The sequence below is a fragment of the Curvibacter sp. AEP1-3 genome (assembly GCF_002163715.1).
Classification (GTDB): domain Bacteria; phylum Pseudomonadota; class Gammaproteobacteria; order Burkholderiales; family Burkholderiaceae_C; genus Allorhodoferax.
Genome location: NZ_CP015698.1, coordinates 2315792 through 2339725, shown reverse-complemented (window position 1 = coordinate 2339725; position 23934 = coordinate 2315792). Strand labels below are relative to the sequence as shown.

Annotated in this window: 23 protein-coding genes; 11 read left to right on the top strand and 12 right to left on the bottom strand. The window is 60.8% G+C overall.

All coding sequences use genetic code 11. From position 1 onward, the window contains the following. Positions 1-6 precede the first annotated feature (6 nt). Complete coding sequence (gene purT, locus AEP_RS10820) at positions 7-1224, bottom strand: formate-dependent phosphoribosylglycinamide formyltransferase (protein ID WP_087495390.1); 1218 nt, start codon at positions 1222-1224, stop codon at positions 7-9. A 199-nt stretch (positions 1225-1423) separates the two neighbouring features. Here purT and AEP_RS21285 point away from each other — a divergent pair, with 199 nt between their 5' ends. Then, entirely contained in the window at positions 1424-3430 is a 2007-nt protein-coding gene (locus AEP_RS21285) for a methyl-accepting chemotaxis protein (protein WP_087495389.1), read from the top strand. Here the strand turns inward: AEP_RS21285 and rocF are convergent. Then, positions 3416-4330, bottom strand: coding sequence for an arginase (gene rocF / locus AEP_RS10810; RefSeq protein ID WP_087495388.1), 915 nt, complete (start codon positions 4328-4330; stop codon positions 3416-3418). The two genes, AEP_RS21285 and rocF, sit on opposite strands and share 15 nt — an antisense overlap. After that, positions 4327-5334 carry an asparaginase gene (locus tag AEP_RS10805; protein ID WP_087495387.1) on the bottom strand — a complete coding sequence of 336 codons (1008 nt, stop codon included), beginning with the start codon at positions 5332-5334 and terminating at the stop codon, positions 4327-4329. Before AEP_RS10805 ends, rocF begins: the two co-directional genes overlap by 4 nt. Before the next feature lie 103 nt (positions 5335-5437). Here AEP_RS10805 and AEP_RS10800 point away from each other — a divergent pair, with 103 nt between their 5' ends. Further along, positions 5438-6292 carry a phytanoyl-CoA dioxygenase family protein gene (locus AEP_RS10800; RefSeq protein WP_087495386.1) on the top strand — a complete coding sequence of 285 codons (855 nt, stop codon included), beginning with the start codon at positions 5438-5440 and terminating at the stop codon, positions 6290-6292. A 196-nt stretch (positions 6293-6488) separates the two neighbouring features. Next, the gene (locus tag AEP_RS10795) at positions 6489-6899 is read left to right on the top strand and encodes a hypothetical protein (protein ID WP_087495385.1); all 411 of its coding nucleotides are present in this window, start codon (positions 6489-6491) and stop codon (positions 6897-6899) included. Positions 6900-6918: 19 nt separating this feature from the next. Here the strand turns inward: AEP_RS10795 and AEP_RS10790 are convergent, their stop codons facing one another. From AEP_RS10790 to AEP_RS10775, 4 genes are all read right to left on the bottom strand, one after another. Next, positions 6919-7638, bottom strand: a complete 720-nt coding sequence (locus AEP_RS10790) for an LrgB family protein (protein WP_087495384.1) — start codon at positions 7636-7638, stop codon at positions 6919-6921. Further along, entirely contained in the window at positions 7631-7996 is a 366-nt protein-coding gene (locus AEP_RS10785) for a CidA/LrgA family protein (protein WP_087495383.1), read from the bottom strand. The genes AEP_RS10790 and AEP_RS10785 overlap by 8 nt, the downstream gene beginning before the upstream one ends. 5 nt (positions 7997-8001) lie before the next feature. Next, complete coding sequence (locus AEP_RS10780) at positions 8002-9504, bottom strand: FAD-linked oxidase C-terminal domain-containing protein (protein WP_087495382.1); 1503 nt, start codon at positions 9502-9504, stop codon at positions 8002-8004. Between the two features lie 124 nt (positions 9505-9628). Further along, on the bottom strand, positions 9629-10501 hold the full coding sequence (locus AEP_RS10775) for a LysR substrate-binding domain-containing protein (RefSeq protein WP_087495381.1): 873 nt from the start codon (positions 10499-10501) through the stop codon (positions 9629-9631). Positions 10502-10761: 260 nt separating this feature from the next. Here AEP_RS10775 and AEP_RS10770 point away from each other — a divergent pair, with 260 nt between their 5' ends. Further along, entirely contained in the window at positions 10762-11244 is a 483-nt protein-coding gene (locus AEP_RS10770; protein ID WP_087497286.1) for a MarR family winged helix-turn-helix transcriptional regulator, read from the top strand. Between the two features lie 8 nt (positions 11245-11252). On the opposite strand, the gene AEP_RS10765 is transcribed toward AEP_RS10770, so the two are convergent. Beyond that, positions 11253-12137, bottom strand: a complete 885-nt coding sequence (locus AEP_RS10765; RefSeq protein ID WP_087495380.1) for an amidohydrolase family protein — start codon at positions 12135-12137, stop codon at positions 11253-11255. A gap of 148 nt (positions 12138-12285) precedes the next feature. Here AEP_RS10765 and AEP_RS10760 point away from each other — a divergent pair, with 148 nt between their 5' ends. The 6 genes from AEP_RS10760 (at position 12286) to AEP_RS10735 (ending at position 19514) form a co-directional block, all read left to right on the top strand. Continuing rightward, positions 12286-13083 (top strand): crotonase/enoyl-CoA hydratase family protein, encoded by a 798-nt coding sequence (locus AEP_RS10760; RefSeq protein ID WP_087495379.1) that lies wholly within the window; start codon positions 12286-12288, stop codon positions 13081-13083. Between the two features lie 4 nt (positions 13084-13087). Further along, positions 13088-14959 carry a feruloyl-CoA synthase gene (locus AEP_RS10755; protein ID WP_087495378.1) on the top strand — a complete coding sequence of 624 codons (1872 nt, stop codon included), beginning with the start codon at positions 13088-13090 and terminating at the stop codon, positions 14957-14959. A gap of 24 nt (positions 14960-14983) precedes the next feature. After that, complete coding sequence (locus AEP_RS10750) at positions 14984-15769, top strand: SDR family NAD(P)-dependent oxidoreductase (protein ID WP_087495377.1); 786 nt, start codon at positions 14984-14986, stop codon at positions 15767-15769. A 53-nt stretch (positions 15770-15822) separates the two neighbouring features. Then, on the top strand, positions 15823-16809 hold the full coding sequence (locus AEP_RS10745) for a Bug family tripartite tricarboxylate transporter substrate binding protein (protein WP_087495376.1): 987 nt from the start codon (positions 15823-15825) through the stop codon (positions 16807-16809). A 139-nt stretch (positions 16810-16948) separates the two neighbouring features. Next, on the top strand, positions 16949-17788 hold the full coding sequence (gene asd, locus AEP_RS10740; protein WP_087495375.1) for an archaetidylserine decarboxylase: 840 nt from the start codon (positions 16949-16951) through the stop codon (positions 17786-17788). A gap of 61 nt (positions 17789-17849) precedes the next feature. Continuing rightward, positions 17850-19514, top strand: coding sequence for a methyl-accepting chemotaxis protein (locus tag AEP_RS10735; RefSeq protein WP_232459809.1), 1665 nt, complete (start codon positions 17850-17852; stop codon positions 19512-19514). Positions 19515-19577: 63 nt separating this feature from the next. Here AEP_RS10735 and purU read toward each other — a convergent pair whose 3' ends face one another. The 4 genes from purU to AEP_RS10715 all read right to left on the bottom strand — a co-directional run bounded on the left by purU (position 19578) and on the right by AEP_RS10715 (position 22710). Continuing rightward, complete coding sequence (gene purU / locus AEP_RS10730; RefSeq protein ID WP_087495374.1) at positions 19578-20426, bottom strand: formyltetrahydrofolate deformylase; 849 nt, start codon at positions 20424-20426, stop codon at positions 19578-19580. A gap of 55 nt (positions 20427-20481) precedes the next feature. Then, positions 20482-20784: a BTH_I0359 family protein gene (locus tag AEP_RS10725; RefSeq protein ID WP_087495373.1), complete on the bottom strand. Its 303-nt coding sequence runs from the start codon at positions 20782-20784 to the stop codon at positions 20482-20484. Between the two features lie 85 nt (positions 20785-20869). Continuing rightward, on the bottom strand, positions 20870-21577 hold the full coding sequence (locus tag AEP_RS10720) for a DUF3108 domain-containing protein (RefSeq protein ID WP_157673132.1): 708 nt from the start codon (positions 21575-21577) through the stop codon (positions 20870-20872). Positions 21578-21630: 53 nt separating this feature from the next. Beyond that, positions 21631-22710, bottom strand: a complete 1080-nt coding sequence (locus AEP_RS10715; protein ID WP_157673131.1) for a DUF3108 domain-containing protein — start codon at positions 22708-22710, stop codon at positions 21631-21633. Positions 22711-22827: 117 nt separating this feature from the next. Here AEP_RS10715 and AEP_RS10710 point away from each other — a divergent pair, with 117 nt between their 5' ends. Further along, on the top strand, positions 22828-23901 hold the full coding sequence (locus tag AEP_RS10710) for a fumarylacetoacetate hydrolase family protein (protein ID WP_087495370.1): 1074 nt from the start codon (positions 22828-22830) through the stop codon (positions 23899-23901). Positions 23902-23934: the final 33 nt, after the last annotated feature.

The window sequence follows — 23934 nt, the reverse complement described above, 5'->3', positions numbered from 1 at the left end:
ACGGCGTTATACCGCGCGGGGCTTGACCTTGGAGGCTGCCAACTTCGCGTTGGCGCGGGCCGTGTCGGTATCAGTGGCGCGCGCCAAGGCCACGCCCATGCGTCGCTTGGTGAAGCTCTCGGGTTTGCCGAACAGGCGCAGGTCTGTGTTGGGCACACGCAGGGCCTCTTCCACACCATCAAACACTATGCCCTGTGCTTCCACGCCGCCGTAAATCACAGCGCTGGCACCCGGGTTGCGCAAAGAGGTGTCCACCGGCAAACCCAGAATGGCGCGGGCATGCAGTTCAAACTCGCTTTGGTGCTGCGTGCACAAAGTCACAAGACCGGTGTCATGCGGGCGCGGGCTTACTTCGCTGAACCACACCTGGTCACCCTTCACAAACAATTCCACACCGAACAAGCCCTGCCCACCGAGGTTGTCGGTCACGGTCTTGGACACTTCACGCGCGCGCTCCAACGCGGTGGGGTGCATCGCCATGGGTTGCCAGCTTTCCACATAGTCACCACTGACCTGGATGTGGCCGATAGGATCGCAGAAACTGGTCACGATGTTTCCATCCGCGCCCACAGAGCGCACGGTCAGTTGTGTGATTTCATAGTCGAAGTCGATGAAGCCTTCCACGATCACTCGACCATGGCTGACGCGGCCGCCAGCCATGGCGTAGTCCCATGCTTTTTGTACGTCAGCCGGGCCGTCGATTTTGCTTTGGCCCTTGCCGGAGCTGCTCATCACCGGCTTGACGATACAGGGGTAGCCGATGCCCGGCTTGCCATTCACACCTTCAATCGCAGCCTGGAGTTCAGCCAGTGAGTCGCAGAATTGGTAGGGGCTGGTTGGCAAGCCCAGTGTTTCCGCCGCAAGGCGGCGTATGCCTTCGCGGTCCATGGTCAGGCGCGCAGCGCGTGCTGTCGGAATCACGCGGACGGTGCCAGCGGCCTCCAGCTCTTCAAGCATGGGCGTGGCAATGGCTTCAATTTCGGGGACCACCAGCATGGGGCGCTCGGCTTCCACCAGCGCCTTGAGCTGAGCGGGGTCGCTCATGGTGATGGTGCGTGCATGGTGGGCCACCTGCTGGCCGGGTGCGTTTTCGTAGCGGTCCACGGCAATGGTCTCCACGCCCAGACGCTGCAGTGCAATCAGTACTTCCTTGCCCAGTTCTCCGCTGCCCAGCAGCATGACTTTGGTGGCATTGGGGGACAGTGGGGTTCCTAGGGTGGTCATATCAGGTGTGTGATGAGAGGGCGGGACTCTATTGTCGCTTGCCGCCCGTCAGGCCCTTGGACCACTCACGATGCGCGTTTGAGTGTCCACACAGCGATCATTGATTTAACCAAATGCAGGATTTAATTAATCTATTTGTGTAATTTAATTAAATAATATAAATTTGTGTTGCCTGAAGTCTCTTTGTGGAGAAGTTCTCATGAACAAAACGCCGTGGTATTCCCGTCTGGGTGTGGGGGGCAAGCTCTCATTGAGCATCGTCGCGCTGGTTGGTGTCTTTGTGGCGGTGCTGGTCGGCAGCATCGGATACACCTTGGGGCAGGTGATCGAAAGCCGTGCCAACCGTGAGGTGGGAGACAAAACCAAACTCATCGTCGATCTGGTGGAGGCCACAGACGCTGACTTGCGTAAACGTGCGGTCGGCCTCTCCAAAACCTTCGCGGCCAAGTTGAGTGGGGGCTTTGCGCTCAGCGGCGAGACCGTCAACATCGGGGACAAACCCACACCCGTCCTGACACTCGCGGGCAAGCCGGTCAACATGGATTTCGGTCTGGTGGACCAGTTCACAGAGGCTACCGGCGCTGTAGCGACCGTCTTTGCGAGCAGTGGAGAGGACTTCGTCCGTGTGACCACCTCCCTCAAGAACGACAAAGGTGAGCGGGTGGTGGGTACGCAACTCGACCGGGCCCACCCGGGTTACAAGGCGGTCCGCGAGGGCAACAGCTTCACCGGCCTTGCAGCATTGTTCGGCCGCCAGTACATGACGCACTACGAACCCATCAAAGATGGCACGGGCAAGGTGGTCGGCCTGGCATTTGTGGGGTTGGACTTCACGGATTACCTCAAGAGTCTCAAAGACACCATCCGGGCCATGAAGATCGGCAACTCCGGGTACTTTTATGTGCTCGATGCGCGACCGGGCGCCAACTACGGCAACCTTATCGTGCACCCCGCATCGGAAGGTAAAAACATTCTGGACTCCAAGGATCCGGACGGACGGGAGTTCATCAAGGACATCCTTGAGCAAAAGTCCGGGACTATCCGCTACCCGTGGATCAATGCCAGCATGGGCGAAACCAAAGCACGCGAAAAAGTGGTGGCCTTCACCTTCCTGAAGCCCTGGAACTGGGTTGTTGCGGGCGGAACCTATGTGGATGAATACACCAGCGAAGTCCGCTCAGTACGAAACATCTTTGCGATGTCGGGGCTGGTGGTGGTCGTATTCACGGCCATGGTTCTGTTCTACATGGTCAAGCGCACAGTGACCCGGCCTTTGAAAGAGGTGCAAAGCGCCGCGAGCCGTATTGCCGGTGGTGACCTTACAGTGCAACTGAGCAAACGCAGCAGTGACGAAATCGGCCAAATGGTGGATGCCATCAATCAGATTGGTTCAGGTCTGGCTAGCGTGGTCGAGTCCGTGCGGGAGGGCTCAGAAAGCGTGGCCAATGCCAGCTCAGAAATTGCCCAAGGTAACCAGGATCTGTCCATGCGAACCGAGCAGCAGGCGAGTGCTTTGCAGCAAACCGCCAGCAGCATGGCCACCCTGAGTGGTACGGTGAGCCACAACGTGGACAACGCGAAGCAAGCGAACCAGTTGGCCATCAGCGCGTCAGATGTGGCCATGCGCGGCGGACAAGTGATGGAGCAGGTGGTGGAGACCATGAAGGGCATCAACCAGTCTTCCGCCCGCATTGCCGACATCATCGGCGTGATCGACGGGATTGCCTTCCAGACCAACATCCTCGCGCTCAATGCGGCGGTGGAGGCAGCCCGGGCCGGCGAGCAGGGGCGTGGATTTGCTGTGGTGGCCAGCGAGGTGAGGTCATTGGCGGGCCGAAGTGCAGAGGCCGCCAAAGAAATCAAAACCCTGATCAGCGACAGCGTGGGCCGCGTGGAGCAGGGCACGCAACTGGTCAATCAAGCGGGCGAGACCATGACCGAGGTGGTGGCATCCATTCGCCGGGTGAACGACATCATGGGCGAAATCACAGCGGCCAGTTCAGAACAGAGCAACGGGGTCAGTCAGGTCAGTGAGGCGGTCAACCAGATGGACCAGACCACTCAGCAAAACGCGGCGCTGGTCGAAGAAATGGCCGCTGCTGCGAGCAGCCTGCGTACCCAGGCCGGGGAGCTGGTGAACACGGTCTCGGTGTTCCGCACCGGCAGCGGAGACGGCAGTGCGTCCCCGCGTCTACTTGCGCATTAAGGTGCTCTTGCCAAAAAGCGACTCGATCAAGTCCACCGCCACCTCCGCCGTGCGGTTGCGCTCATCCAGCGCGGGGTTGAGCTCAAACACATCGAGGCTGGCCATGCGACCGGTGTCGGCAATCATCTCCATGCACAGCTGCGCTTCGCGGTAGGTGGGGCCACCCCGGACGGTGGTGCCCACGCCGGGGGCGATGTCGGGGTCCAGAAAGTCCACGTCAAAGCTCACATGCAAGTGGGTGTTGCTGTCGATCAAGGCCAAGGCCAACTCCATCGCGGCGCGCATGCCCATCTCATCGATGTAACGCATGTCAAAGACCTCCAGGTCCTGCTCATGCACAAAGCGCTTTTCGCCCTCGTCCACGCTGCGGATGCCGATCTGGCGCACCCACTTAGGGCTGATGGCCGGCACCTGCCCACCGATCTCAATCAGCTCTTGCGGCCCGAAGCCACACAGACAGGCCACCGGCATGCCGTGGATGTTGCCGCTGGGGGTGAGCGTGTTGGTATTGAAGTCAGCGTGGGCGTCCAGCCACAGCACCCGCAGTTTTCTGCCGGTATCGCGGCAGTGACGTGCCACAGCACTGATGGACCCTATGCCCAGGCAGTGATCCCCGCCCAGCACGATGGGCAGGCGGCCGTCCTGCAGCTCGGCGTACACCGCGTCATGCAGACTGCGGTTCCAGGCGGTCACTTCGGGCAGGTGGCGGTAGCCGTTTACCGGCGGTTGCCACGGGTTACTCGGGCCGCTCAGGTTCCCCTTGTCCAGCACTTCCAGGCCATGGCTTTGCAGCACGCTGGTGATGTTGGCTACGCGCAGGGCTTCCGGGCCCATGCTGGCGCCACGGCTGCCCGCGCCGATGTCGGTAGGTGCGCCAATCAGGCTTATCTTGTGGTTCATGGTGTTTGCAACTGGAATGCAGGAAGACGCTCGCCGACCAGCAGGCCGCGTGCGTTGCGGATTTCGGCGGCTCGCCAGGGCTTCAGTGCGGCGCGTTGCGCATCATCCAGCCAACCCAGTTGGTCCAGCACCTCGACGCTGGCGGCAAACAGGGCGGGTTTGTTGCCGTCAATGATCTTGAGGGCAAAAGCCTCGCCACGGCTTTTGCTGCCGACCACCTGCACACCGTCGGCACCGACCTTGCTGACCCAGTCGCCCCGGCCCACGCGCATAAAGTCCAGGTCGTTGCGGCCGGTACCGCTCACCATCTCAGGGTAGGCTGTCATGGCCTCGCTCAGGAGGGCAAAGCTGGCACCAAACTCCGGGTCTTGTGCGCCACTGGCCAAGCGTGCATAGCCACGCGCCAGCTTGGAGAGGGGCATGGCGAAGTTGGGCGCCGAGCAGCCGTCGATGCCGCGAGGCATGTCTTGCACATCCATTCCCACAGCGCGTGCCACATCGCGGGCAATGGCCTGCTGTAAAGGGTGCTCAGGTGCGGTGTAGTCGTCCAGCGGCAGGCCATGCTGCTCGCAGTACGCCACAAAACCCGCATGCTTACCGCTGCAGTTGTTATGGGCCTCGGTGTAGGTGGCGCCCTCGGGGGCGCCCTTGTCAAAGTAGCTGAAGAGCAGCGGCACATGGCAGCCGCAACGCAAGGTTTTGTAGCTGTGCCCGGCCTTGGCCAGCATGCTGTTGGCGGCATCCACATGCATGGCTTCGCCGTTATGGCTGGCGCAGAGCAACGCGTTCTCGGCTTGGTTAAAGCCAAACTGCGCCGGGCCACCGGCTTCTACAAAAGGCAATGCTTGCAAGGCCTTGAGCGTGGAACGGGTGAAGGTCACCAGATGCGGGTCGCCGGCAAAAGCTTTGAGGCTGCCGGCGCGGTCGGTCACGGCGACGGCGCCGAAGTGCAAACATTCGGGCGTGCCGCCACGGGTGAGTTGGATCAGGGGTGTGAGGTTCAAGGGCAGTGCTCTCCTAAGCCAGAGCGTAGCCGAATTCGCTTCCACAGGCCCATACCCTGTCTATACTGAAACGCTATTGCCACTGCCAACATTTGCATAGCCCATGCTGACACCCGAACAGAAAACCCGCTACGCGCAGGACGGCTACATCATCCTGCCGGATTTCAAGTCTGCTGCCGAGATCGCCGCCTTGCGCGCAAGGGCCGAGGCCATCGTCGAGGCCTTTGACCCTGCTGAAAGCAAAACCGTCTTCACCACCAATGAACAGGCCCGCAAGGTGGACCGCTACTTCCTGGACTCAGCCGAGCGCATCAGCTGCTTCTTTGAAGAGGAGGCGTTCGGTCCCGATGGTGAGCTGCGCCAGGCCAAAGCCCTGTCGATCAACAAAATCGGCCACGCCATGCACGACCAGGACCCGGTGTTCGAGGCCTTTTCGCATGGCTCGGCACTGGCGGAGGTCGCCGCGGATGTGGGGCTTGCCCGCCCGCAGGTATGGCAGTCCATGTACATCTTCAAGCAGCCCGGTATCGGCGGTGAAGTAGGCTGGCACCAGGACGCCACCTTCTTTGACACCACGCCCATCAGCGTGACCACCTTCTGGTTCGCACTGGAACACGCCACGCTGTCCAATGGTTGCCTGTGGACCGAGCCCGGTGGTCATCGGGGCCCCCGCGGTGTGCTGCGAGAGCGCTTTGAGCGCCATGGCGATATGGTCACCATGAACAAACTCGATGCCACTCCGTGGCCTGCCAGCAATGTGAATGCGATTCCACTGGAGGTGAAGGCCGGTGCGCTGGTGGTGTTCCACGGGTTGTTGCCCCATTACAGCGCGCCCAACCGCTCTGCGGTTTCGCGCCATGCTTACACCCTGCATGTGACGGATGCCGGCACCGAGTACGCGGCCACCAACTGGCTGCAACGGAATGCAAATCAGCCGGTACGCGGTTTCTTGATCTGATTGCTATGAATTAGATAGCTACTGGCGCATATGGTATGGGCGCCAGTGGCTTATTTGTTACCTGAAGTTAGGCGGGGCGTATCCAAGGCTATAGGGTGCCAGGGCCTACAAACTGTTGCATTCAGCGGGCTTTTTCGGCTTTTCAAGCCGGCAGGCTTGTGCCACAGTAGGTTCCTGAGTGTGTCAGGAGTGCGCCATGAAAGTCCTAGCCTTCGCATCCCTAAGCTGTGCCGTGCTGGCGGGGCCTGTGTGCGCGCAGGAGCTGATTTCACTCACGCGCCTGCCATCCGGTGCAGCGCCCTCCCTCAATCAGTCGGACCGCAGCCTCTTGGCCAAATCGGACTCGGACCGCAAATCTATCGAAGCATCCCTGCAAAACACCCTGGTGGCTTATGACACCCGGCACGACGGGGCCCGGAAAAAACTGGGTGTGGCACTGACTTCGTTCAGCAGCATCCCCTTGGAACTGGCCTATGACCCCAACGGCAAAAACCTGATGGCCCAATGGCGTTCGGTTTACACCACCGCAGCGGGACAGTCCTTTCAGTACCAGGCATTCGTGGGCGAGTCCGGCACCATCAACTTCGTGATCAGCTCGAAGTTCTAATGGCGATCCGCTTCGGCGTTCAGCGGAAAAACAAGGGCATCAACAGCGACGCCAATACCACTTGCAGGCCCAGCGCCAGCCCGGCGTAGGCGCCGGCATCCGCATTTACCTGGAGCGCGCGTGCCGCGCCTATGCCGTGCGAGGCGGTGCCCAGCGCAAAGCCGCGTGCGGCCCAGCCGTTGCCACTATAGGGAAGGCGCAGCAGGCCAAAAATGAGCCTGCCGCTCAGTGCCCCGATCAGGCCGGTGAGCACGGCAAACACGGCTGACAGCGCAGGAATACCACCTATCTTTTCAGCGATGCCCATCGCCACGGGCGCGGTTACGGACTTGGGCGCCATGGACAACAGCACATCGCCGGGCAAACCCAGGGCCCAGCCCAGTGCCAGTGCGGATCCGCTGGCCGCCGTGCCGCCGACCAAGGCGGCCACGAGCAAACGCCCCAAACGTTTTTGCACTTCGACCCTGCGTTGCCACAGGGGCCAGCCCAAGGCAACGACCGCCGGTCCCAGCAAAAAGTGGATGAACTGCGCACCCGAGAAGTATCCCGGGTAGCTCACCCCGGTGGCCAGCAAGAGGCTGGCGAGGATGAGCACGCTCCAGAGCACCGGGTTGGCCCAGACGGCTTGGCCGGTGCGCTGGTACACAGCGTGCGCCAGCACATAGGTCACCAGGGTGGCCGTCAGGCCGAAAAGTGGTGTGGCCGACAGGTAGACCCACAGGGCCACGACGTCAGCCATGGGGAGCCTCGTCTTCCGTGTCCCGGCGGCTCAGGGTGTACAGGGTCAGTGCCGTGACGGCAAGACCTATCCAGGTGGAAAGCACCAGCACCACCAGCATGCGCCCGCCATATTGGCTGAGCAGGGCCAAGTGGGTCATGACGCCCACCCCGACCGGTATGAACAAAAGCGAGAGATGACTGAGCAGAAAGTCCGCGCACTGGCTGACGGGCTCACGCACCAGGGGCCACTGAAGGGCCGGAATCAGCAAGACCATGCCGACCACCGGGCCCGGAAACGGCAGGTGCAGACCGCGGGCCAGCAACTCACCGGCGCTTTGCAGCGCCAGGAGCCAGGCCAAGCCGCGCAAGCCTTGCATGGCGGCTAGAACCGGGGCAGGTCCGGGTGCTTGATCTTGCCGCCGCGCACCAGTTCCTTGCCGTACTCCGCACAGCGGTGCAGGGTAGGAATCACCTTGCCGGGGTTGAGCAGGCTCTTGGGGTCGAACGCCTCTTTGAGGGCGAACATCTGGGCGTTCTCTTGCGCGCTGAACTGCACGCACATGCTGTTGAGCTTTTCCACGCCCACGCCATGCTCGCCGGTCACGGTGCCGCCCATGGCGACGCTGGTTTCCAGAATTTCGGCGCCGAACAGCTCGCAGCGGTGCAGTTGGTCGGGGTCATTCGCATCGAACAAGATCAGCGGGTGCAGGTTGCCGTCCCCGGCGTGGAACACGTTGGCGCAGCGCAGTTGGTATTTCTTCTCCATCTCTGCAATGGCCAGCAGGATGTCGGCCAGCCGCGCGCGGGGAATGGTGCTGTCCATGCACATGTAGTCAGGGCTGATGCGGCCGCTGGCGGGGAAGGCGTTCTTGCGCCCGCTCCAGAAGCGCAGGCGTTCTGCCTCGCTGTTGCTCACCGCAATGCCGGTGGCGCCGGCGGCGCGCAGCACTTCGCTCATGCGGCCGATTTCCTCTTCCACTTCTTCGGGTGTACCGTCGCTTTCGCAAAGCAAAATCGCTTCGGCACTCAGGTCGTAGCCCGCATGCACAAAGTCTTCTACGGCGGCGGTCATGGGCTTGTCCATCATCTCCAGCCCGGCGGGGATGATGCCGGCGGCGATCACCGCGGCCACCGCATCACCCGCTTTGCGCAAGTCGTCAAAGCTGGCCATGATGCAGCGGGCCAGCTGGGGCTTGGGCACCAGTTTGACAGTAACCTCGGTGGTCACGGCCAGCATGCCCTCGCTGCCGACCACCACGCTCATCAGGTCGTAGCCGGGCGCGTCGAGCGCATCACCACCAAATTCGATGGGCGCACCTTCCATGGTGAAGCCACGCACTTTGAGCACGTTGTGCAGCGTCAGCCCGTATTTCAGGCAGTGCACGCCGCCCGAGTTCTCGGCCACGTTGCCGCCAATCGTGCAGGCAATCTGGCTGCTGGGGTCCGGCGCGTAATACAGCCCGTAGGGTGCGGCCGCTTCGCTGATGGCCAGGTTGCGCACGCCGCACTGCACCACCGCTGTACGGCTGCGCTTGTCTACCTTCAGGATTTTGTTGAACTTGGCCAGCGAGAGTGTGACCCCCATGGCGTGGGGCATGGCTCCACCCGACAGGCCGGTGCCCGCGCCGCGAGCCACCACCGGCACATTCAAGTCATGGCACACCCGCAGCACCGCAGCCACTTGGTCTTCGGTTTCCGGCAGGGCCACCAGCAAGGGGCGCTGGCGGTAGGCAGTCAGGCCGTCGCATTCATAGGGCGTGGTGTCTTCCGTCTGGTAGAGCAGCGCATGCTTGGGTAAATAAGCCTCTAGCGCCGGCAGAATCAGCGCAAGCAGCTCTCTTTTTTGTAGCATTTCCCGGGCGGTTGGATCAAGTGGGGCGTTCATGGAGGAGTCCGGTGCTTAAGAGGAAATGACGGAAAGCCTCACTCTAAAAGAAAGCGAAGCCCCGTGGTGTGAAGAAACTTGCAGCGCTGCGTGAAAAAGGGCTAGTCAAAGGCCGCTGGGGCGACTAACCCACGGCTTTTTTGAGCCATTCGGCAAAGGCCGCCACTTCCCAGCGGTCCATGGCCCCGGTGCGCCAGCACAGGTAGTGCGCGTGGGGGCTGGGTGCATTGTGGGCATACAGCCGCACCAGCGAGCCGTTGTCCAGCCAGGGCGAACCCAGCTTCAGGCGGATCAGGCCCACGCCCATGCCGGCGGCGGCGCCATCGCACATGAGGCCGATGTCGTTGAACTGCGAGCCCTCTACCGGCTCCGGCCAGTCCAGCCCGTTGGCGGCAAACCAGGTGCGCCAGGGTTCCAGCGGGCTGCGCAACAGGGGCAGGTTGGCCAGGTCTTGCGGGGTTTCGAACGGGCCGTGTTCCCGCACAAAAGCGGGTGAGGCCAGGGGCGTGATCTCGTCCTTCATGAGGCACACATGCTCCATGTCGGCATAGCGGCCAGCCCCGAAGCGCACCATCAGGTCTGCATCTTCGGCCACCACGTCCAACAAGGGAATGGAGACCTGCAGCGTCAGGTCGATCTCGGGGTAGGCGTCGGTGAACTGGCGCAGCCGCGGGATCAAAATGGAGCGCGAAAACGTGGGCGTGACCGCGAGGCGCAGCTTGCGCTTGCCCGGTGCCGCAGCGGCGCTGGGAAACTTCTGGAGGATGGTGAGCCCTTCACGCACATGGGCCAGGTATTCGCTGCCCTCAGTGGTCAGCGAAAAGTCCGCGCGGCCGAACAGCTTGGTGCCGATGATTTGCTCCAGCTGCCGCACCCGGTGGCTCACCGCGCTGGGTGTGACAAAGAGTTCTTCTGCCGCCAGGGTGACCGAGCGCAGGCGCGCCAGGGCTTCAAAGGTCAACAGGCACTGAATCGGGGGGATGCGGGAGGCACTCATGGCGGGGATGATGCCACTGAACCCTTGCGCTTATCTACCCCTTCAAAGAGCCGTATCACCGCACAGCCAGCTTGCGGCAAGGTTCACCCGTTAGGATTCAGCATCTTGCGCAATACGTCAGATGTGCCCCGGTATTCGAAATGCTCTCTTTTTGATAGCTTTTCGCGCATATTTTGTGGGCGCTAGACCCTGATTAAGCACTCAATCCTTTGAAGAAAAACGCTACCTCTGCCCCGTCAGCCGCCGCCAAACCCAAGGCGGTGCCGGCCCGCGTGCGCAAAGTTGCTGTACCTGAGGCTGCTCCGGTAGAACCTGTAGACACCAGCTACTTGCGTACGCTGGTGGGCTACAACGCCCGCCGCGCGTCCCTTGCGATCATCGAGTCCTTTATGGTGCGCATGGCGCCCTATGACCTGAAGGTGGTGGACTTCTCGGTGCTCTCGCTGGTCGCCCACAACCCGGGCATCACGTCCCGCCAGCTGTGCGCAGCGCTCAACGTGCTGCCACCCAACTTGGTGGGTTTGATTGCGACACTGGAACGGCGGGGACTGATCGAACGTCTGCCCCACCCGAGTGACGGCCGGGCCATGGGCGTGCACCTCACGCCCCAAGGTCTAGAGCTAATGGTGCAGGCGGAGAAAACGGCATTCGACCTGGAGATGGATGCGACCTCCCGTTTGACGGATGCAGAACGCAAAACCCTGATCCGCCTGCTGCAAAAGGTTTACACCCCGGCCGACTGAGCGGCGCTTTACTCGCCGGCTACCGCCGTGGGGTCCAGGCGCAGCAAACGCACCGCGTTGTCTTTCAGGATGCCGGGCATCACCTCGGGTTTGAAGCCCGCCTCCTGGAAATCTTTCATCCACCGCTCCGGGGTAATGAGCGGGTAGTCCGAGCCGAACAAGACGCGGTCTTTGAGCAAGGTGTTGGCGTATTGCACCAGTTGCTTGGGAAAGTATTTGGGGCTCCAACCGGAGAGGTCGATCCAGACATTGGGCTTGTGGGTGGCCACACTCAAGGCCTCGTCCTGCCAAGGGAAGCTGGGGTGGGCCATCACGATCTGCATGTCCGGGAAATCAATGGCCACATCGTCCAGGTGCATGGGGTTGCTGTATTCGAGCCGCAGTCCGCCGCCGCAGCGCATGCCGCTGCCGATGCCACTGTGGCCGGTGTGAAAAATGGCGGGCATGCCGTACTCGGCAATCACTTCATAGATGGGCCAGGCCATCTTGTCGTAGGGGTGGTAGGCCTGCACCGTGGGGTGGAACTTGAAGCCCTTGATGCCGTGCTCCTCAATCAGCTTTCGCGCCTCGCGCGCGCCCATCTTGCCTTTGTGCGGGTCGATGCTGGCAAAGGCGGTCATCATGTCGCTATTGGCTTTGGCGGCTTCGGCAATCTCTTCGTTGGGGATGCGGCGGCGGCCCATTTTGGACTCCGCGTCCACGGTGAACATGACTAAGCCGATTTTCTGTTCCCGGTAATACGCCACGGTTTCCGCAATCGTGGGGCGTCGCCCGTTCTTGAAGTACTTGTCGGCGGCCCGGTCGTATTCCTCGCCGTAGTTGTCAAACGGGTTCCAGCAACTCACTTCCGCGTGGGTGTGGATATCGATGGCGCGCAGGTTTTTGTAGTCCATGGTTGTCTCCTGTGGGTTGTCTTTGGACGCACGGAGGCAGCCTCCCTCATTGCGGTCTTCCGGGGAAGAGAGTCGAGGGAAACTACCTAGAAAAAGAGTTTTCAAATGTCTTGATTTGGTTATTAACTATAACCAAAATTGCGCCATTATGAAAACTTTTACGCAACACCCCGATATCCATTTCGAACGCCTCGGTGAGGAACAAGAAGTGGCGGTGATCCGCCTGACCCGCGGCGCCAAGCGCAACGCCCTGAACGACGGACTCATCCTCGCGCTGCGGGATCTGTTCGAAAACATGCCCGAGGGAGTGCGCGCCGCGGTGATCGCCGGCGAGGGCCCGCACTTCTGTGCAGGCCTGGACTTGAGTGAGCTCAAAGAGCGGGACGCGGGCCAGGGCTTGCATCACTCCCGCATGTGGCACGCCGCACTGGAGCGTGTGCAATACGGGCCTGTTCCGGTCATCGCAGCTCTGCAAGGCGCTGTGGTCGGTGGAGGCTTGGAGTTGGCAAGCGCTTGCCATATTCGTGTTGCGGATGCGTCCACTTTTTATGCCTTGCCGGAAGGTTCCCGCGGCATTTTTGTGGGCGGCGGCGGTGCCGTACGTATTCCTAAATTGATCGGTGCGGCCCGTATGACCGACATGATGCTCACCGGCCGTGTGTACAACGCGCAGGATGGTGAGCGCATTGGTCTTGCGCAATACCTGGTGCCGGAAGGCGCAGCCTTCGACAAGGCGCTGGAGCTGGCGGTGCGCGTGGCGCAGAACGCACCCCTGACGAACTACGCCTTGATGCACGCCTTGCCGCGCATTGCAGAACAGCCGGCTGACCAGGGCTTCTTCACCGAGGCCATGATGGCGGCCATTGCCCAGAGCGCACCGGAAGCCAAGACACGGCTGAACGACTTTCTGGAAGGTCGCGCCGCCAAGGTGCGCAAGCAGGACTGAGGACATGAGCGACATGCAACTCCCCGCCCCCCGCTACCGCGCCACCAAGTTTGGCGTCACTCGCATTACGGTGTCAGACGGTGCCCCCGGCGTTCGCTATCTGCAGGCTGATCTGGCATTAGGCGCATACGCCCGCCGGATTACTGACTTCCTCGTGCATTGGGCAGAGACCACACCGGACCAGACCTTTCTGGCCCGACGCCAGCAGATGCCGGATGGCACGACCGGCGAATGGCAGCACATCTCTTATGCCCAAGCACTCGCGAGTGCTCGCAGCATCGGGCAGGCGCTGCTAGACCGGGGCTTGAGCCCGGAACGGCCAGTCGTCATCCTGAGCGAAAACAGCCTCGAGCACGCCATGATGGCGCTGGGTTGTCTGTATGCCGGCGTGCCCTACTGCCCGGTGTCTCCAGCCTATGCCACCGTGAGCCAGGACTACGAAAAGCTGCGCCATGTGATGGATACCCTGACCCCGGGGCTGGTATTCGTGGCGGATGCCACTCGCTATGGCGCGGGAGTTGCCGCCACCGTAGGCCCGGATGTTGAGGTGGTGGCTGCACTAGGGCAATTGCAAAGTCGGGAGGCTACCTCTTACGCATCCCTGCTCGCCACACCAGCCACGCCTGCCATAGATGCGGCTATGCATGCCACCGGCCCGGGGACGATCGTCAAGTTCTTGTTCACTAGCGGTTCCACCAAGCTTCCCAAACCGGTCATCAACACGCAGCGCATGTGGTGCGCAAACCTGCAGCAGATTTCCTTGTCCTTACCCGTGTTTGCTGAAGCACCGCCAGTGTTGGTGGACTGGCTGCCCTGGAATCACACCTTCGGGGGTAACCACAACTTCGGGCTTACGCTACAGCATGGCGGCACCCTCTACATCGACGACGGCAAGCCCACTGCAGCCCTGATCGGGGAGACGCTGCGCAACCTGCGCGAGATTGCGCCGACGGTGTACTTCAATGTGCCCACCGGCTTCGAGATGATCGCATCTGCCATGGAGTCGGATTCGGCATTGCGCACTACCTTGCTGTCTCGCCTGAAGGTGTTTTTCTATTCCGGTGCAGGTTTGTCCCAACCCGTGTGGGACAAGCTGCATGCCATTCAGGAGTCCGCCATCGGCGAGCGGATCGTAATGGCCACCGGGCTGGGCATGACCGAGTCTTCGCCCTCCGCCATGTTCGTCAACAGCCCGGATGTGGCGTCCGGCGACATCGGCGTGCCAGTGCCCGGCATGACGCTCAAACTGGTGGATGTGGATGGCAAAACCGAGGTGCGCTACCGCGGACCCAACGTGACCCCGGGCTACTGGCGGTCAGATGCGGCTACGCGGGATGCGTTTGATGAAGAAGGCTATCTGTGCACCGGAGATGCGGTGAAGTGGATCAGCGAGGCTGATATTCACCGGGGCCTGCGTTTTGACGGTCGGATTGCCGAGGACTTCAAGCTCTCTACGGGCACGTTTGTGAGCGTGGGGCCCATGCGCGCCAAGATCGTGGTGTCGGGTGCTCCCTACATTCAAGATGCGGTGATTACCGGACTGAACCGCAAAGAGGTCGGTGCCTTGCTATTCCTGTCAGCGGCCTGCCGCGACGTGGCCAACCTGCCTGCTGAAGCGCCTTGGGCTGACGTGGTTCAGAGTGCCCCAGTGCGCCAGCGCATCGAAGCCATCGTCGACCAGCTGGCTCGTGAGGCCACTGGCAGTGCAAGCCGAGTCGCCCGCGTACTTTTGATGGTGGAGCCACCTTCCGCCGTAAAGGGCGAGATCACCGACAAGGGCTCCCTGAACCAGCGCGCAGTGCTGAAACATCGTCATGCACTGGTCGAAGGCCTGCACGACGACACCCTCCCTTTCATCATCAAGCCCACGGTCTGAGCGCGTCGCGCCGAAGGAACACACATGAATATTCAAGGGCAAACCGCACTGGTCACCGGTGCAGCATCGGGTTTGGGGGAGGCGACTGCCCGTGAACTGGCCAAGCTGGGTGCGAAAGTCGCCGTGCTGGACATTAACGAGGCACAAGCAGAAGCCGTGGCGTCCGCGATCAGGGCAGAGTTCGGGGAAGACCGTGCCATCGGGCTGCGTTGCGACATTACGCAGACCGATAGCGTGCAAGCCGCACTTGCCGCATCGGAGCAAGCACTGGGTGCTGCCCGCATCCTCATGAATGTGGCCGGCATCGGCAGCGCCAAGCGCGTGGTGCAGCGGGATGGCACAGCAGCGCCCCTAGAGGACTTTGCGCGTGTGGTGTCTATCAACCTCATTGGCTCATACAACATCAGTCGCCTGTTCGCGGCAGCCTGCAGCAAGCTGGCGCCGCTGGACAACGGCGAGCGTGGCGTGATGATGTTCACGGCATCCGTGGCGGCTTTTGACGGGCAGGTGGGCCAGCAGGCCTACAGCGCATCCAAAGGCGGTCTGGTCGGCATGACCCTGCCCATGGCCCGAGATCTCGCGCAGCACGCGATTCGAGTGTGCACGGTGGCGCCGGGCTTGTTTGCCACCCCCTTGATGAAGGAGTTGCCGGAAGCCGTGCAGCAGTCCCTCGCGGCCAGCATTCCTTTTCCGCCGCGTTTGGGTAAACCGCAAGAGTTCGCCGAGTTGGCCTGCCACATCGTGACCAATGGACACCTCAATGGCGAAGTGATCCGGCTAGATGGCGCATTGCGAATGGCCCCGCGCTGAGCACCACCACATTTTTCCCTCTGCAAGCTGCTAACTAAAAATAGGAGACAACCATGTTCACACGCAGGCAACTCATCCAGGCCTTTGGCAGCAGCGCTGCTTTGGGCGCGCTGTATCCACTCACTGCGCAAGCGCAGGTAGACCAAGTCAAGGTGTACTTCGGCTTCCCACCGGGCAGTTCCGGCGACACGGTAGCCCGCCGTGTTGCTGAGAAATGGGCGGGAACCCCGTTTAGCAAAAACGCAGGCATTGTGGAAAACAAACCCGGTGCAGGCGGACGCATCGCCTTGGAGGCTCTCAAGAACGCGCCCGCTGATGGATCGGTGCTGGCGCTGTCACAGGTGTCGGCCCTGGCGAGCTATCCGCATATCTTCAGCAAGATGCCATATGCAGACAAGGACTTCGCACCTGTCTCCATCGCCGCCATCATGCACCATGGGCTGGCGGTCGGCCCCATGGTGCCGGCCAATGTAAAAACGGTGAAGGATTTTCTGGCATGGGCCAAGGCCAACCCTAAAGATGCGAGCTATGGATCACCCGGTGCCGGTTCCACACCGCATTTCATCGGGGCATTGCTGGGCATTAACAGTGGGGTAGAGCTCCGGCATGTGCCTTACCGCGGTTCAGTGCCCGGGGTTACCGATCTGGTGGGCGGGCAGGTCGCTGCCATGGTGACGCCCCATGGCGACTACCTGGCCAACTACAAGGCCGGTAAATTGCGGATTCTGGGTACTTCCGGCCCCAATCGCTCACCTTACGCACCTGAAGTGCCCACATTCGCAGAGCAGGGCTTCCCGGAGCTCACGACAGAAGAGTGGTTCGGCTTCTATGCCCCCGCCAATACCCCCAAGCCGGTCGTAATGGCCGCCAATGCAGCCATCAATGCCGCGTTGAAGGAAAAATCGGTGATCGAAAGTCTTGCACTGGTAGGCTTGATTCCCCGCGGCTCCACACCCGAAGAACAGGCGCGCTGGCAAAAGTCAGAGTTCGATACTTGGGGGCCGCTGATCAAAAAAATCGGATTTACCGCTGATTCTTGAGACGCCAGCAAGGCTAATTGGTACTTTTTTCTCTGTCGAGCGCTAAGCAGGCACCGTCTGCTGCGCCTAGGGGGAAACGCTCTATGGAGAAAAAGAAGCGTCAGTAGAATGGCCCTCTTTTTCTCTCGGGAGCCCCCCTGTGTCCGACGCCCTCGCTGTACTCCCGCAATACCTTCTCCCCAAAAAAGCACTGACCGCCTTTGCGGGGGTGATTGCCGGTGCACGGGGTGGCAAAGCAACCACGGCACTGATCCGCTGGTTCATCGGGAAATACAAGGTAAACATGGCCGAAGCGGCCAACCCTGATCCCGCGGCCTACCCCACATTCAACGAATTCTTTACGCGGGCCCTGAAACCGGGTGCCCGTCCGCTGGCCAACGTGCCTTTTGTGTGTCCTGTGGATGGCGCCATCAGCCAATTCGGCGCGATCGACAAAGACCAGATTTTTCAAGCCAAAGGTCACCGCTACAGCAGCACCGCATTGGTCGGAGGCGATGCCCAATTGGCGGCGCAGTTCGACAACGGTACTTTCGCCACCATCTATCTGAGCCCACGGGACTACCACCGCATTCACATGCCGTGTGATGGTGAGTTACGCCGCATGATCTATGTGCCGGGCGACTTGTTTTCGGTCAACCCCACGACTGCGCGTGGCGTGCCGGGCTTGTTTGCCCGCAACGAGCGGGTGGTGTGCGTGTTTGATTCACCTCATGGCGAATTTGTGCTGACCCTGGTCGGCGCCACCGTGGTGGGCAGCATGGCCACCACCTGGCACGGGGTGGTGAATCCGCCGCGCATGCCACAGGTGACCGAGTGGCGCTATGACGCTGGCAAGGTGGTGTTGAAACAGGGCGAAGAGATGGGCCGGTTCTTGCTTGGGTCGACCGTGGTCTTGCTGTTCCGCAAGGACGCACTGCACTTCAATCCCGATTGGGCGCCGGCCAAACCTGTACAGCTGGGTGAAAGTATGGGTATTTAGGCGAGCAAAGGGGGCTGAAATTCAGTATCCTGAGTTTTTTGAAACCCCAAAGAGGGAAAGTATGAATAACGTTGCCATCCTGAACGAATCACCCGTTTCCGTCGTTGGAGAGAGTGGCACCCCTGAACCCGCGCCGTATCAGCGCACCCGCATCACCGCGCTGGAAAACATGACGGTACGCTCCAGCTTGTGGCTCGCATTCGCCAGTGTGTTGTTGGGGGCGGTGGTCATTGGTGTGTTTTCCCTGTTCCAGATGGGCCGCTTGAATGCGTCCACTAAGGCCATTTATGAACAGGAATACGCAGCCGGCCAAGCTGCCGAAGAGGCGCGCGGCCTGATCTTGCGTGCCAGCCGCGCCCAGACCCAGTTACTAACAGCCACTACAGCGGCTGAACGCAACACCTTGGGTGCCGCCATTGAAACCAGCCTGGGTGATATTTCAAAGCGCCTTGACATCATCAAGGGCTTGTCGACCTCTGAGGAAACGATTGCGACCAGCCAGGAATTGATTGAGGCCATGGGCAAGTGGGCTAAACGTCAAAGCGCCTATATCGCTCTCGTGAAGGAGCAACCGCTGGACCTGATGCAAATGAGCACCGACGTTCCTACTGAAGACGCCCGTTTGCTCAATGACACCCGCAAGCTGGAGAAACTGGTCGATACCTTGGTGGAGCAGCGCGCACAGTCTGCCAAGGCCACCATTGAAAATGCCGGCCAGATCTACAAGTCTTCCCAGATGTGGGTGGTCGGCATCATGGTGCTGCTGCTGATTCTGTCGCTGGTCATCAGTGCGTGGGTTACGGGGCGCCTCTCCCGTCAACTGGGCGGTGAACCGGCTTACGCCAAGTCCATTGCTAGCCGGATCGCGGATGGCGATCTGACGATGCAAATCCAGCTCGCACCCAAAGATAACGACAGCTTGCTCTATTCGCTGCGTGACATGCAGATGAAGTTGTCTGACACCATGCGTGATATTGCAGACAGCTCCAAGCAAGTGGCGAATGCCTCACGCGAGATCTCCATGGGGAACCTGGACTTGTCACAGCGCACGGAGCAACAAAGTGCATCGCTCGAAAAAACAAGCACCAACGTGGAACAAATGGCTGCGCTTACCCGGCGCTATGCAGAAAGCGCTGCGGAGGCTGCACAACTTTCCGGCAATGCCAGCCGCTCAGCCCGTTTGGGTGGCGAAGTAGTCGCTGACGTCGTCAGCACCATGGAGAAGATCAGCAAGAGCACCCAGGCCATCCACGGCAACATCAGTGTGATCGAGGGCATTGCGTTCCAGACCAATATCCTGGCGCTCAATGCAGCGGTCGAGGCCGCGCACGCCGGGGAGCAGGGGCGTGGTTTCGCGGTGGTGGCGCAAGAGGTGCGCTCGCTCGCGGAACGCAGTGCCAAGGCGGCCCGTGAAATCAATGCACTGATCGAAGAGTCCACGCGCCAAGTGAAAGAGGGCGCAGAGCTGGCGAGCAAAGCCGGTCAGACCATCAGTGAAATGGCGGACACCGTTCAACAAACCAGCGCTGTGATGGAAGAAATTTCCGGTGCCTCGGCCCAGCAGAGCCACGGCATTGAAGAGATCAACCGGGCGGTCGCGCAGCTGGACGACAGCACCCAGCAGAACGCTGCACTGGTCGAAGAAGCTGCAGCCGCAGCGCAATCGCTGGATGAACAGGCGCAGTCTCTGGATCAGCTGGTCGGGCGCTTCCACTTGCGCAGTTAAGCCCACCGTAGGTATCAACAAAAACGGCGGCCTTGGGCCGCCGTTTTTGTATCCGATGATTCCTTACCGGAAGATCACGGTCTTGTGGCCATTCAAGAGCACGCGGTGTTCGCTATGCCATTTGACGGCGCGAGCCAGCACCTGGCTTTCGGTGTCGCGGCCCAGGGTGGTCAGGTCTTCCACGGTACGGCTGTGGTCCACGCGGGCAACATCCTGCTCAATGATGGGACCCTCATCCAAGTCTGCCGTCACGTAATGGGCGGTTGCACCAATCAGCTTCACACCGCGGTCATGGGCCTGGTAGTAGGGCTTGGCGCCTTTGAAGCTGGGCAGAAAGCTGTGGTGGATGTTGATGGCGCGGCCGTTAAGTTGCCGGCACATGTTGTCACTCAGGATTTGCATGTAACGGGCCAAAACCACCAGTTCTGCACCTTCTGCTTCAATGATTTCCAGCTGTTTGGCTTCGGCCTGTTCTTTGGTGGCTGCAGTCACCGGAATGTGGTGGAAGGGCACGTTGTAGCTTGCGGCGAGTTGGTAAAACTCGCGGTGGTTGGACACGATGGCTCGGATGTCCAAGGGCAGCAGGCCGCTCTTCCAGCGGAACAGCAAGTCATTCAGGCAATGGCCTTCCTTGCTGACCATGATGACCGTGCGCATGGGCTGCGCCATGGTCTGCAGGTTCCACTGGAGCTTGAGAGGTTCGGCAAAAGTGCCCAGTTGGGACTTCAGCTCTGCGTGGCTCAGCTGACTGCAGCTGAATTGCACCCGCATGAAAAACAGACCGGTATCGTGGTCGTTGTACTGGGCTGCTTCTTCAATGTTGCCACCGCGTTCCAGCAAAAAACCCGAAACAGCGTGGACAAGCCCCAAGCGGTCGGGGCAGGAAAACGTAAGGATGTAGGTCTGGCTCATCCCCCGATTGTCGCAGTTCCGCGCAACGGGGGCAGGCCGTGAGCCGCTTGCCCGTTCAGTGCACTTGGACAGGCGTCTGCGCGAGCTCGGCGTACTGTTCCAGCGTGTCTTCCACCTCTTCCTGGGTCGGAGTATTCACCTGCCAGGCCATGATGTGTTGCTGAAAGAGTTCGGCCCATGAGCCGTCCAGGTACACCTCTTTGTTGGAGCGTTTGTCCACGATTTCAAAGCCATGGCGGGCCAGGCTGGGTACGCCCAAAGGATAGCGCTCGGTTTTTTCCGGTGCCTGATCTTCGGCTTCGCCGTTGGCGAGCATGTGCGTGACGGAGAAAGAATCGGATTCGTAGAGCGTATGCATAGGTGATTTCAGAGAGATGATCCGTAAATAGATGCCATCTGCACCGATTCAAGAGTAGCAGCAAAAATGCGTGTCTGTGCAAATCTCAACGGTTATGGCTATTTGCCCACACTAAATCCAGGTAATCGCCGTTGGATTCCGTAATGCGGATTCGAACCGGCAAAAACTGCAAATTCGGTGCGTACCAGAGCTCCAGTCTTTGTTTGCGTTCTGCACTGGGCTCATGCGTGAACTTGATGGCCGATACAGGCCCGTTGGCAAGCTTGACCATTTCCGGAGCGCCCGCTTTGAACGTCCATTGCTCGGCATAGCGGTCCCCGATGGCCTGCAGGCTGATGCTTTTCCCTGCAGCACCCTGTGCGCTGTTGCCCGCCAGCAAGCTGGCCAATTGCATAAACACACTCAGCTGGTCCTGGGCGCCGGCCTGTAAGGGCGCATCGGGGGTTCCCTCGCTGAAGGAAATCCGTCCGGCGCTGCGCTGAAAGCGTGCATTGATTTCAGATTGCCCCAGGCGCTTGCTGGTGAACTTGTCAGGCTCCAGGCCGCGTTCCGTCAAGGTGCCTTGACTGGTCCACGCCTGAAGGGTGAGGCCGAATTTGCGGATCAGCAACTGCGATTGGTAGGCCTTGCCGTCGTGTGACCAGACTAACTCGGCCGTGCCGGTGTAAGCGGATGAGATCACGCCCTCTACGTCGTAGGCCATACGGACCGGGGCCGGCGCTTTGTAGGTAATGGCGACATCCGTGGCTGCCGTTTGTGCGGCCAGCGGCGAGCAAGTAAAGGCGAAAGCCATTGCCCATGCTGCAAGTGGTTTCATCAGACCAAGGTAGCTTCTCTGTGTCATGCTTATTGGGGGATTTGGCTGTCTGTCCACACCATGTCCAGCACATTGCCGTTGGGTTCGGACAGCCGGATGTGGGCAGGCAGGTAGGCCAGTTGAGGCGCGAGCCAGATCTCGGCTTTGGTGCTGTAGTCGCCGGTCGCCTCACGGGTCAGTTTGATGGCTTGCAAATTGCCGCCCGGCACGGTGACGCGCTCTTCGGGCGACACCACAAACATCCAGCTTTCTGCCTGCCGGGGGCCTATGGTCTGGAACGAGAGGGTGTCACCGCTGGTCAACCGGCTGGGTTCGCCCTCCCAGAGGCTGGCAAGTTGTATGAATACGCTCAAATAGTCCTGCGCCCCCGGCAGCAAAGGGGCCGGCGCCGAATTGGCACTGAAAATCACCCGACCTTCATCGCGCACAAAGTGGGATGCCACCTCTGCCCTGCGAAAGCCTTTTTCACCAAAGCGTACCGGTGCCAGGCCGGCGGCTGTCAGTGCGCCTTTGCTGGTCCATTGGCGCAAGTTGATCAAAAACTTGGTCACCACCAGACTGGCTTGGTAGTTCTCGCCGTCATGCTTCCAGGTGATGGCCGCGCCCACCACATTTTGTTGACCATCGCTCATGCCGAACACGTCGTAATTCAATACCACGGGCGGGGGGAAGGCAAACCGGGGCAATCGGTCGCTGCTGGCTACCGGTTCCGCGACCGGAGGCGCCGGTTCTGCCGGTGGTGCAAGCGTCGCGCTTTCTGTGGCAGGGTGATTAACGGGCGCAGGGTCTGCCGTCGTGCCGGATGATTCCGATTCAGGCACCAATGCCGGCTGTACCGATCCGCCCTCTGCTGTCCCGTTGGGTTGCGTGGGAACGGCTTTCACCGCAGGGGCGGTGGGCTCCGGTGCCGACGGAACGGGCGGCGGTTGTGGTGCCGGACTATCCTGCGGGGCCGCAATCATGCGGGTACTTAGGGGAGCTACCGTTTCATCGGCACTATCGGACTCACCCGGCCATAACCCGAGCCTAAAACCGCCCAGCAGCCACCAATGCAAGGCGAGCACAGTCACCAGCACCGCCACAAAGCTTCGCAAGGACAGAAGGGTCAAAGATGGGCGCAAAGGAGTCCCGGATAAAGCCGCAGCCATGTTCCATAGAACGCAAAAGGTCAGTGTACGGTAGACACTTGCAACCGTCTGGCGCCCAAACCCAGCGAAAATGCCGGCATGAAACTCGCAACCTATCAGGACGGTTCCCGTGATGGCCAGCTGGTCGTCGTATCCCGGGATCTGAGCCAGGCGCATTACGCCACCCACATCGCCAACCGCCTGCAACAGGTGCTGGACGACTGGAACTACCTTTCCCCCGCGCTGCAAGACATCTACCACCAGCTCAACCAGGGTAGGGCGCGACATGCATTTCCGTTTGACCCTGCGCAATGCATGGCACCTTTGCCGCGCGCCTACCAGTGGCTGGACGGCTCGGCCTACCTCAACCATGTGGAGCTGGTGCGTCAGGCACGGGGTGCTGACATGCCCGAGAGTGCCCAGACTGATCCCTTGATGTACCAAGGTGGCAGCGACGACCTAGCCGGGCCTCATGCAGAGATCGTTTGCGCCTGCGAGTCATGGGGCGTGGACTTCGAGGCTGAGTTGGCAGTGATCACGGGCGACGTACCCATGGGTTGCGCGTCGGACCGCGCGCTGGACGCTGTGCGCCTTCTGGCCTTGGTCAACGACGTGACCCTGCGTAATCTGGTGCCGGATGAACTGGCCAAGGGCTTCGGCTTTGTCCAGAGCAAACCTGCCACCGCGTTTGCGCCGGTGGTCGTAACACCCGACGAGCTGGGCGATGCCTGGGCGCGTGGCCGGGTGCACCTGCCGGTGCAATGCGTCTGGAACGGTCGCAAGGTCGGCATGTGCGAGGCCGGAAGCGACATGCACTTCCACTTCGGTCAATTGATTGCCCATGCGGCCAAAACCCGTCGTTTGCGGGCAGGCACCATTGTTGGTTCCGGCACCGTCAGCAACAAAGGCGTGGCCCGCAAGAACCGCACGGAATGGCCCCATGGCTACAGCTGCATTGCGGAAAAGCGCGCTATGGAAACCCTGCAGGATGGCCAGCCCAGCACCGAGTACATGAAGTTCGGTGACACCATCCGCATCGAAGTCAAAGGCCGGGACGGAGGCAGCGTGTTCGGCGCTATCAATCAGGAAGTGGTGCCTCTGGATGTGCGGTCCCGCAGTACCGCGGCTCCATCCGTTCCCGAGGCCGATCCGGCCCAGGACGTGACCTCTTGATTTTCCCTTGGCGCACGTATTGATTGCGCGAGC

Bases quoted from the DNA above. Each gene is read 5' to 3' on its own strand.
- purT (WP_087495390.1), bottom strand. From the start codon at position 1,224: ATGACCACCCTAGGAACCCCACTGTCCCCCAATGCCACCAAAGTCATG.
- AEP_RS21285 (WP_087495389.1), top strand. From the start codon at position 1,424: ATGAACAAAACGCCGTGGTATTCCCGTCTGGGTGTGGGGGGCAAGCTC.
- rocF (WP_087495388.1), bottom strand. From the start codon at position 4,330: ATGAACCACAAGATAAGCCTGATTGGCGCACCTACCGACATCGGCGCG.
- AEP_RS10800 (WP_087495386.1), top strand. From the start codon at position 5,438: ATGCTGACACCCGAACAGAAAACCCGCTACGCGCAGGACGGCTACATC.
- AEP_RS10795 (WP_087495385.1), top strand. From the start codon at position 6,489: ATGAAAGTCCTAGCCTTCGCATCCCTAAGCTGTGCCGTGCTGGCGGGG.
- AEP_RS10790 (WP_087495384.1), bottom strand. From the start codon at position 7,638: ATGGCTGACGTCGTGGCCCTGTGGGTCTACCTGTCGGCCACACCACTT.
- AEP_RS10785 (WP_087495383.1), bottom strand. From the start codon at position 7,996: ATGCAAGGCTTGCGCGGCTTGGCCTGGCTCCTGGCGCTGCAAAGCGCC.
- AEP_RS10780 (WP_087495382.1), bottom strand. From the start codon at position 9,504: ATGAACGCCCCACTTGATCCAACCGCCCGGGAAATGCTACAAAAAAGA.
- AEP_RS10775 (WP_087495381.1), bottom strand. From the start codon at position 10,501: ATGAGTGCCTCCCGCATCCCCCCGATTCAGTGCCTGTTGACCTTTGAA.
- AEP_RS10765 (WP_087495380.1), bottom strand. From the start codon at position 12,137: ATGGACTACAAAAACCTGCGCGCCATCGATATCCACACCCACGCGGAA.
- AEP_RS10760 (WP_087495379.1), top strand. From the start codon at position 12,286: ATGAAAACTTTTACGCAACACCCCGATATCCATTTCGAACGCCTCGGT.
- AEP_RS10755 (WP_087495378.1), top strand. From the start codon at position 13,088: ATGAGCGACATGCAACTCCCCGCCCCCCGCTACCGCGCCACCAAGTTT.
- AEP_RS10750 (WP_087495377.1), top strand. From the start codon at position 14,984: ATGAATATTCAAGGGCAAACCGCACTGGTCACCGGTGCAGCATCGGGT.
- AEP_RS10745 (WP_087495376.1), top strand. From the start codon at position 15,823: ATGTTCACACGCAGGCAACTCATCCAGGCCTTTGGCAGCAGCGCTGCT.
- AEP_RS10735 (WP_232459809.1), top strand. From the start codon at position 17,850: ATGAATAACGTTGCCATCCTGAACGAATCACCCGTTTCCGTCGTTGGA.
- purU (WP_087495374.1), bottom strand. From the start codon at position 20,426: ATGAGCCAGACCTACATCCTTACGTTTTCCTGCCCCGACCGCTTGGGG.
- AEP_RS10725 (WP_087495373.1), bottom strand. From the start codon at position 20,784: ATGCATACGCTCTACGAATCCGATTCTTTCTCCGTCACGCACATGCTC.
- AEP_RS10720 (WP_157673132.1), bottom strand. From the start codon at position 21,577: ATGGCTTTCGCCTTTACTTGCTCGCCGCTGGCCGCACAAACGGCAGCC.
- AEP_RS10710 (WP_087495370.1), top strand. From the start codon at position 22,828: ATGAAACTCGCAACCTATCAGGACGGTTCCCGTGATGGCCAGCTGGTC.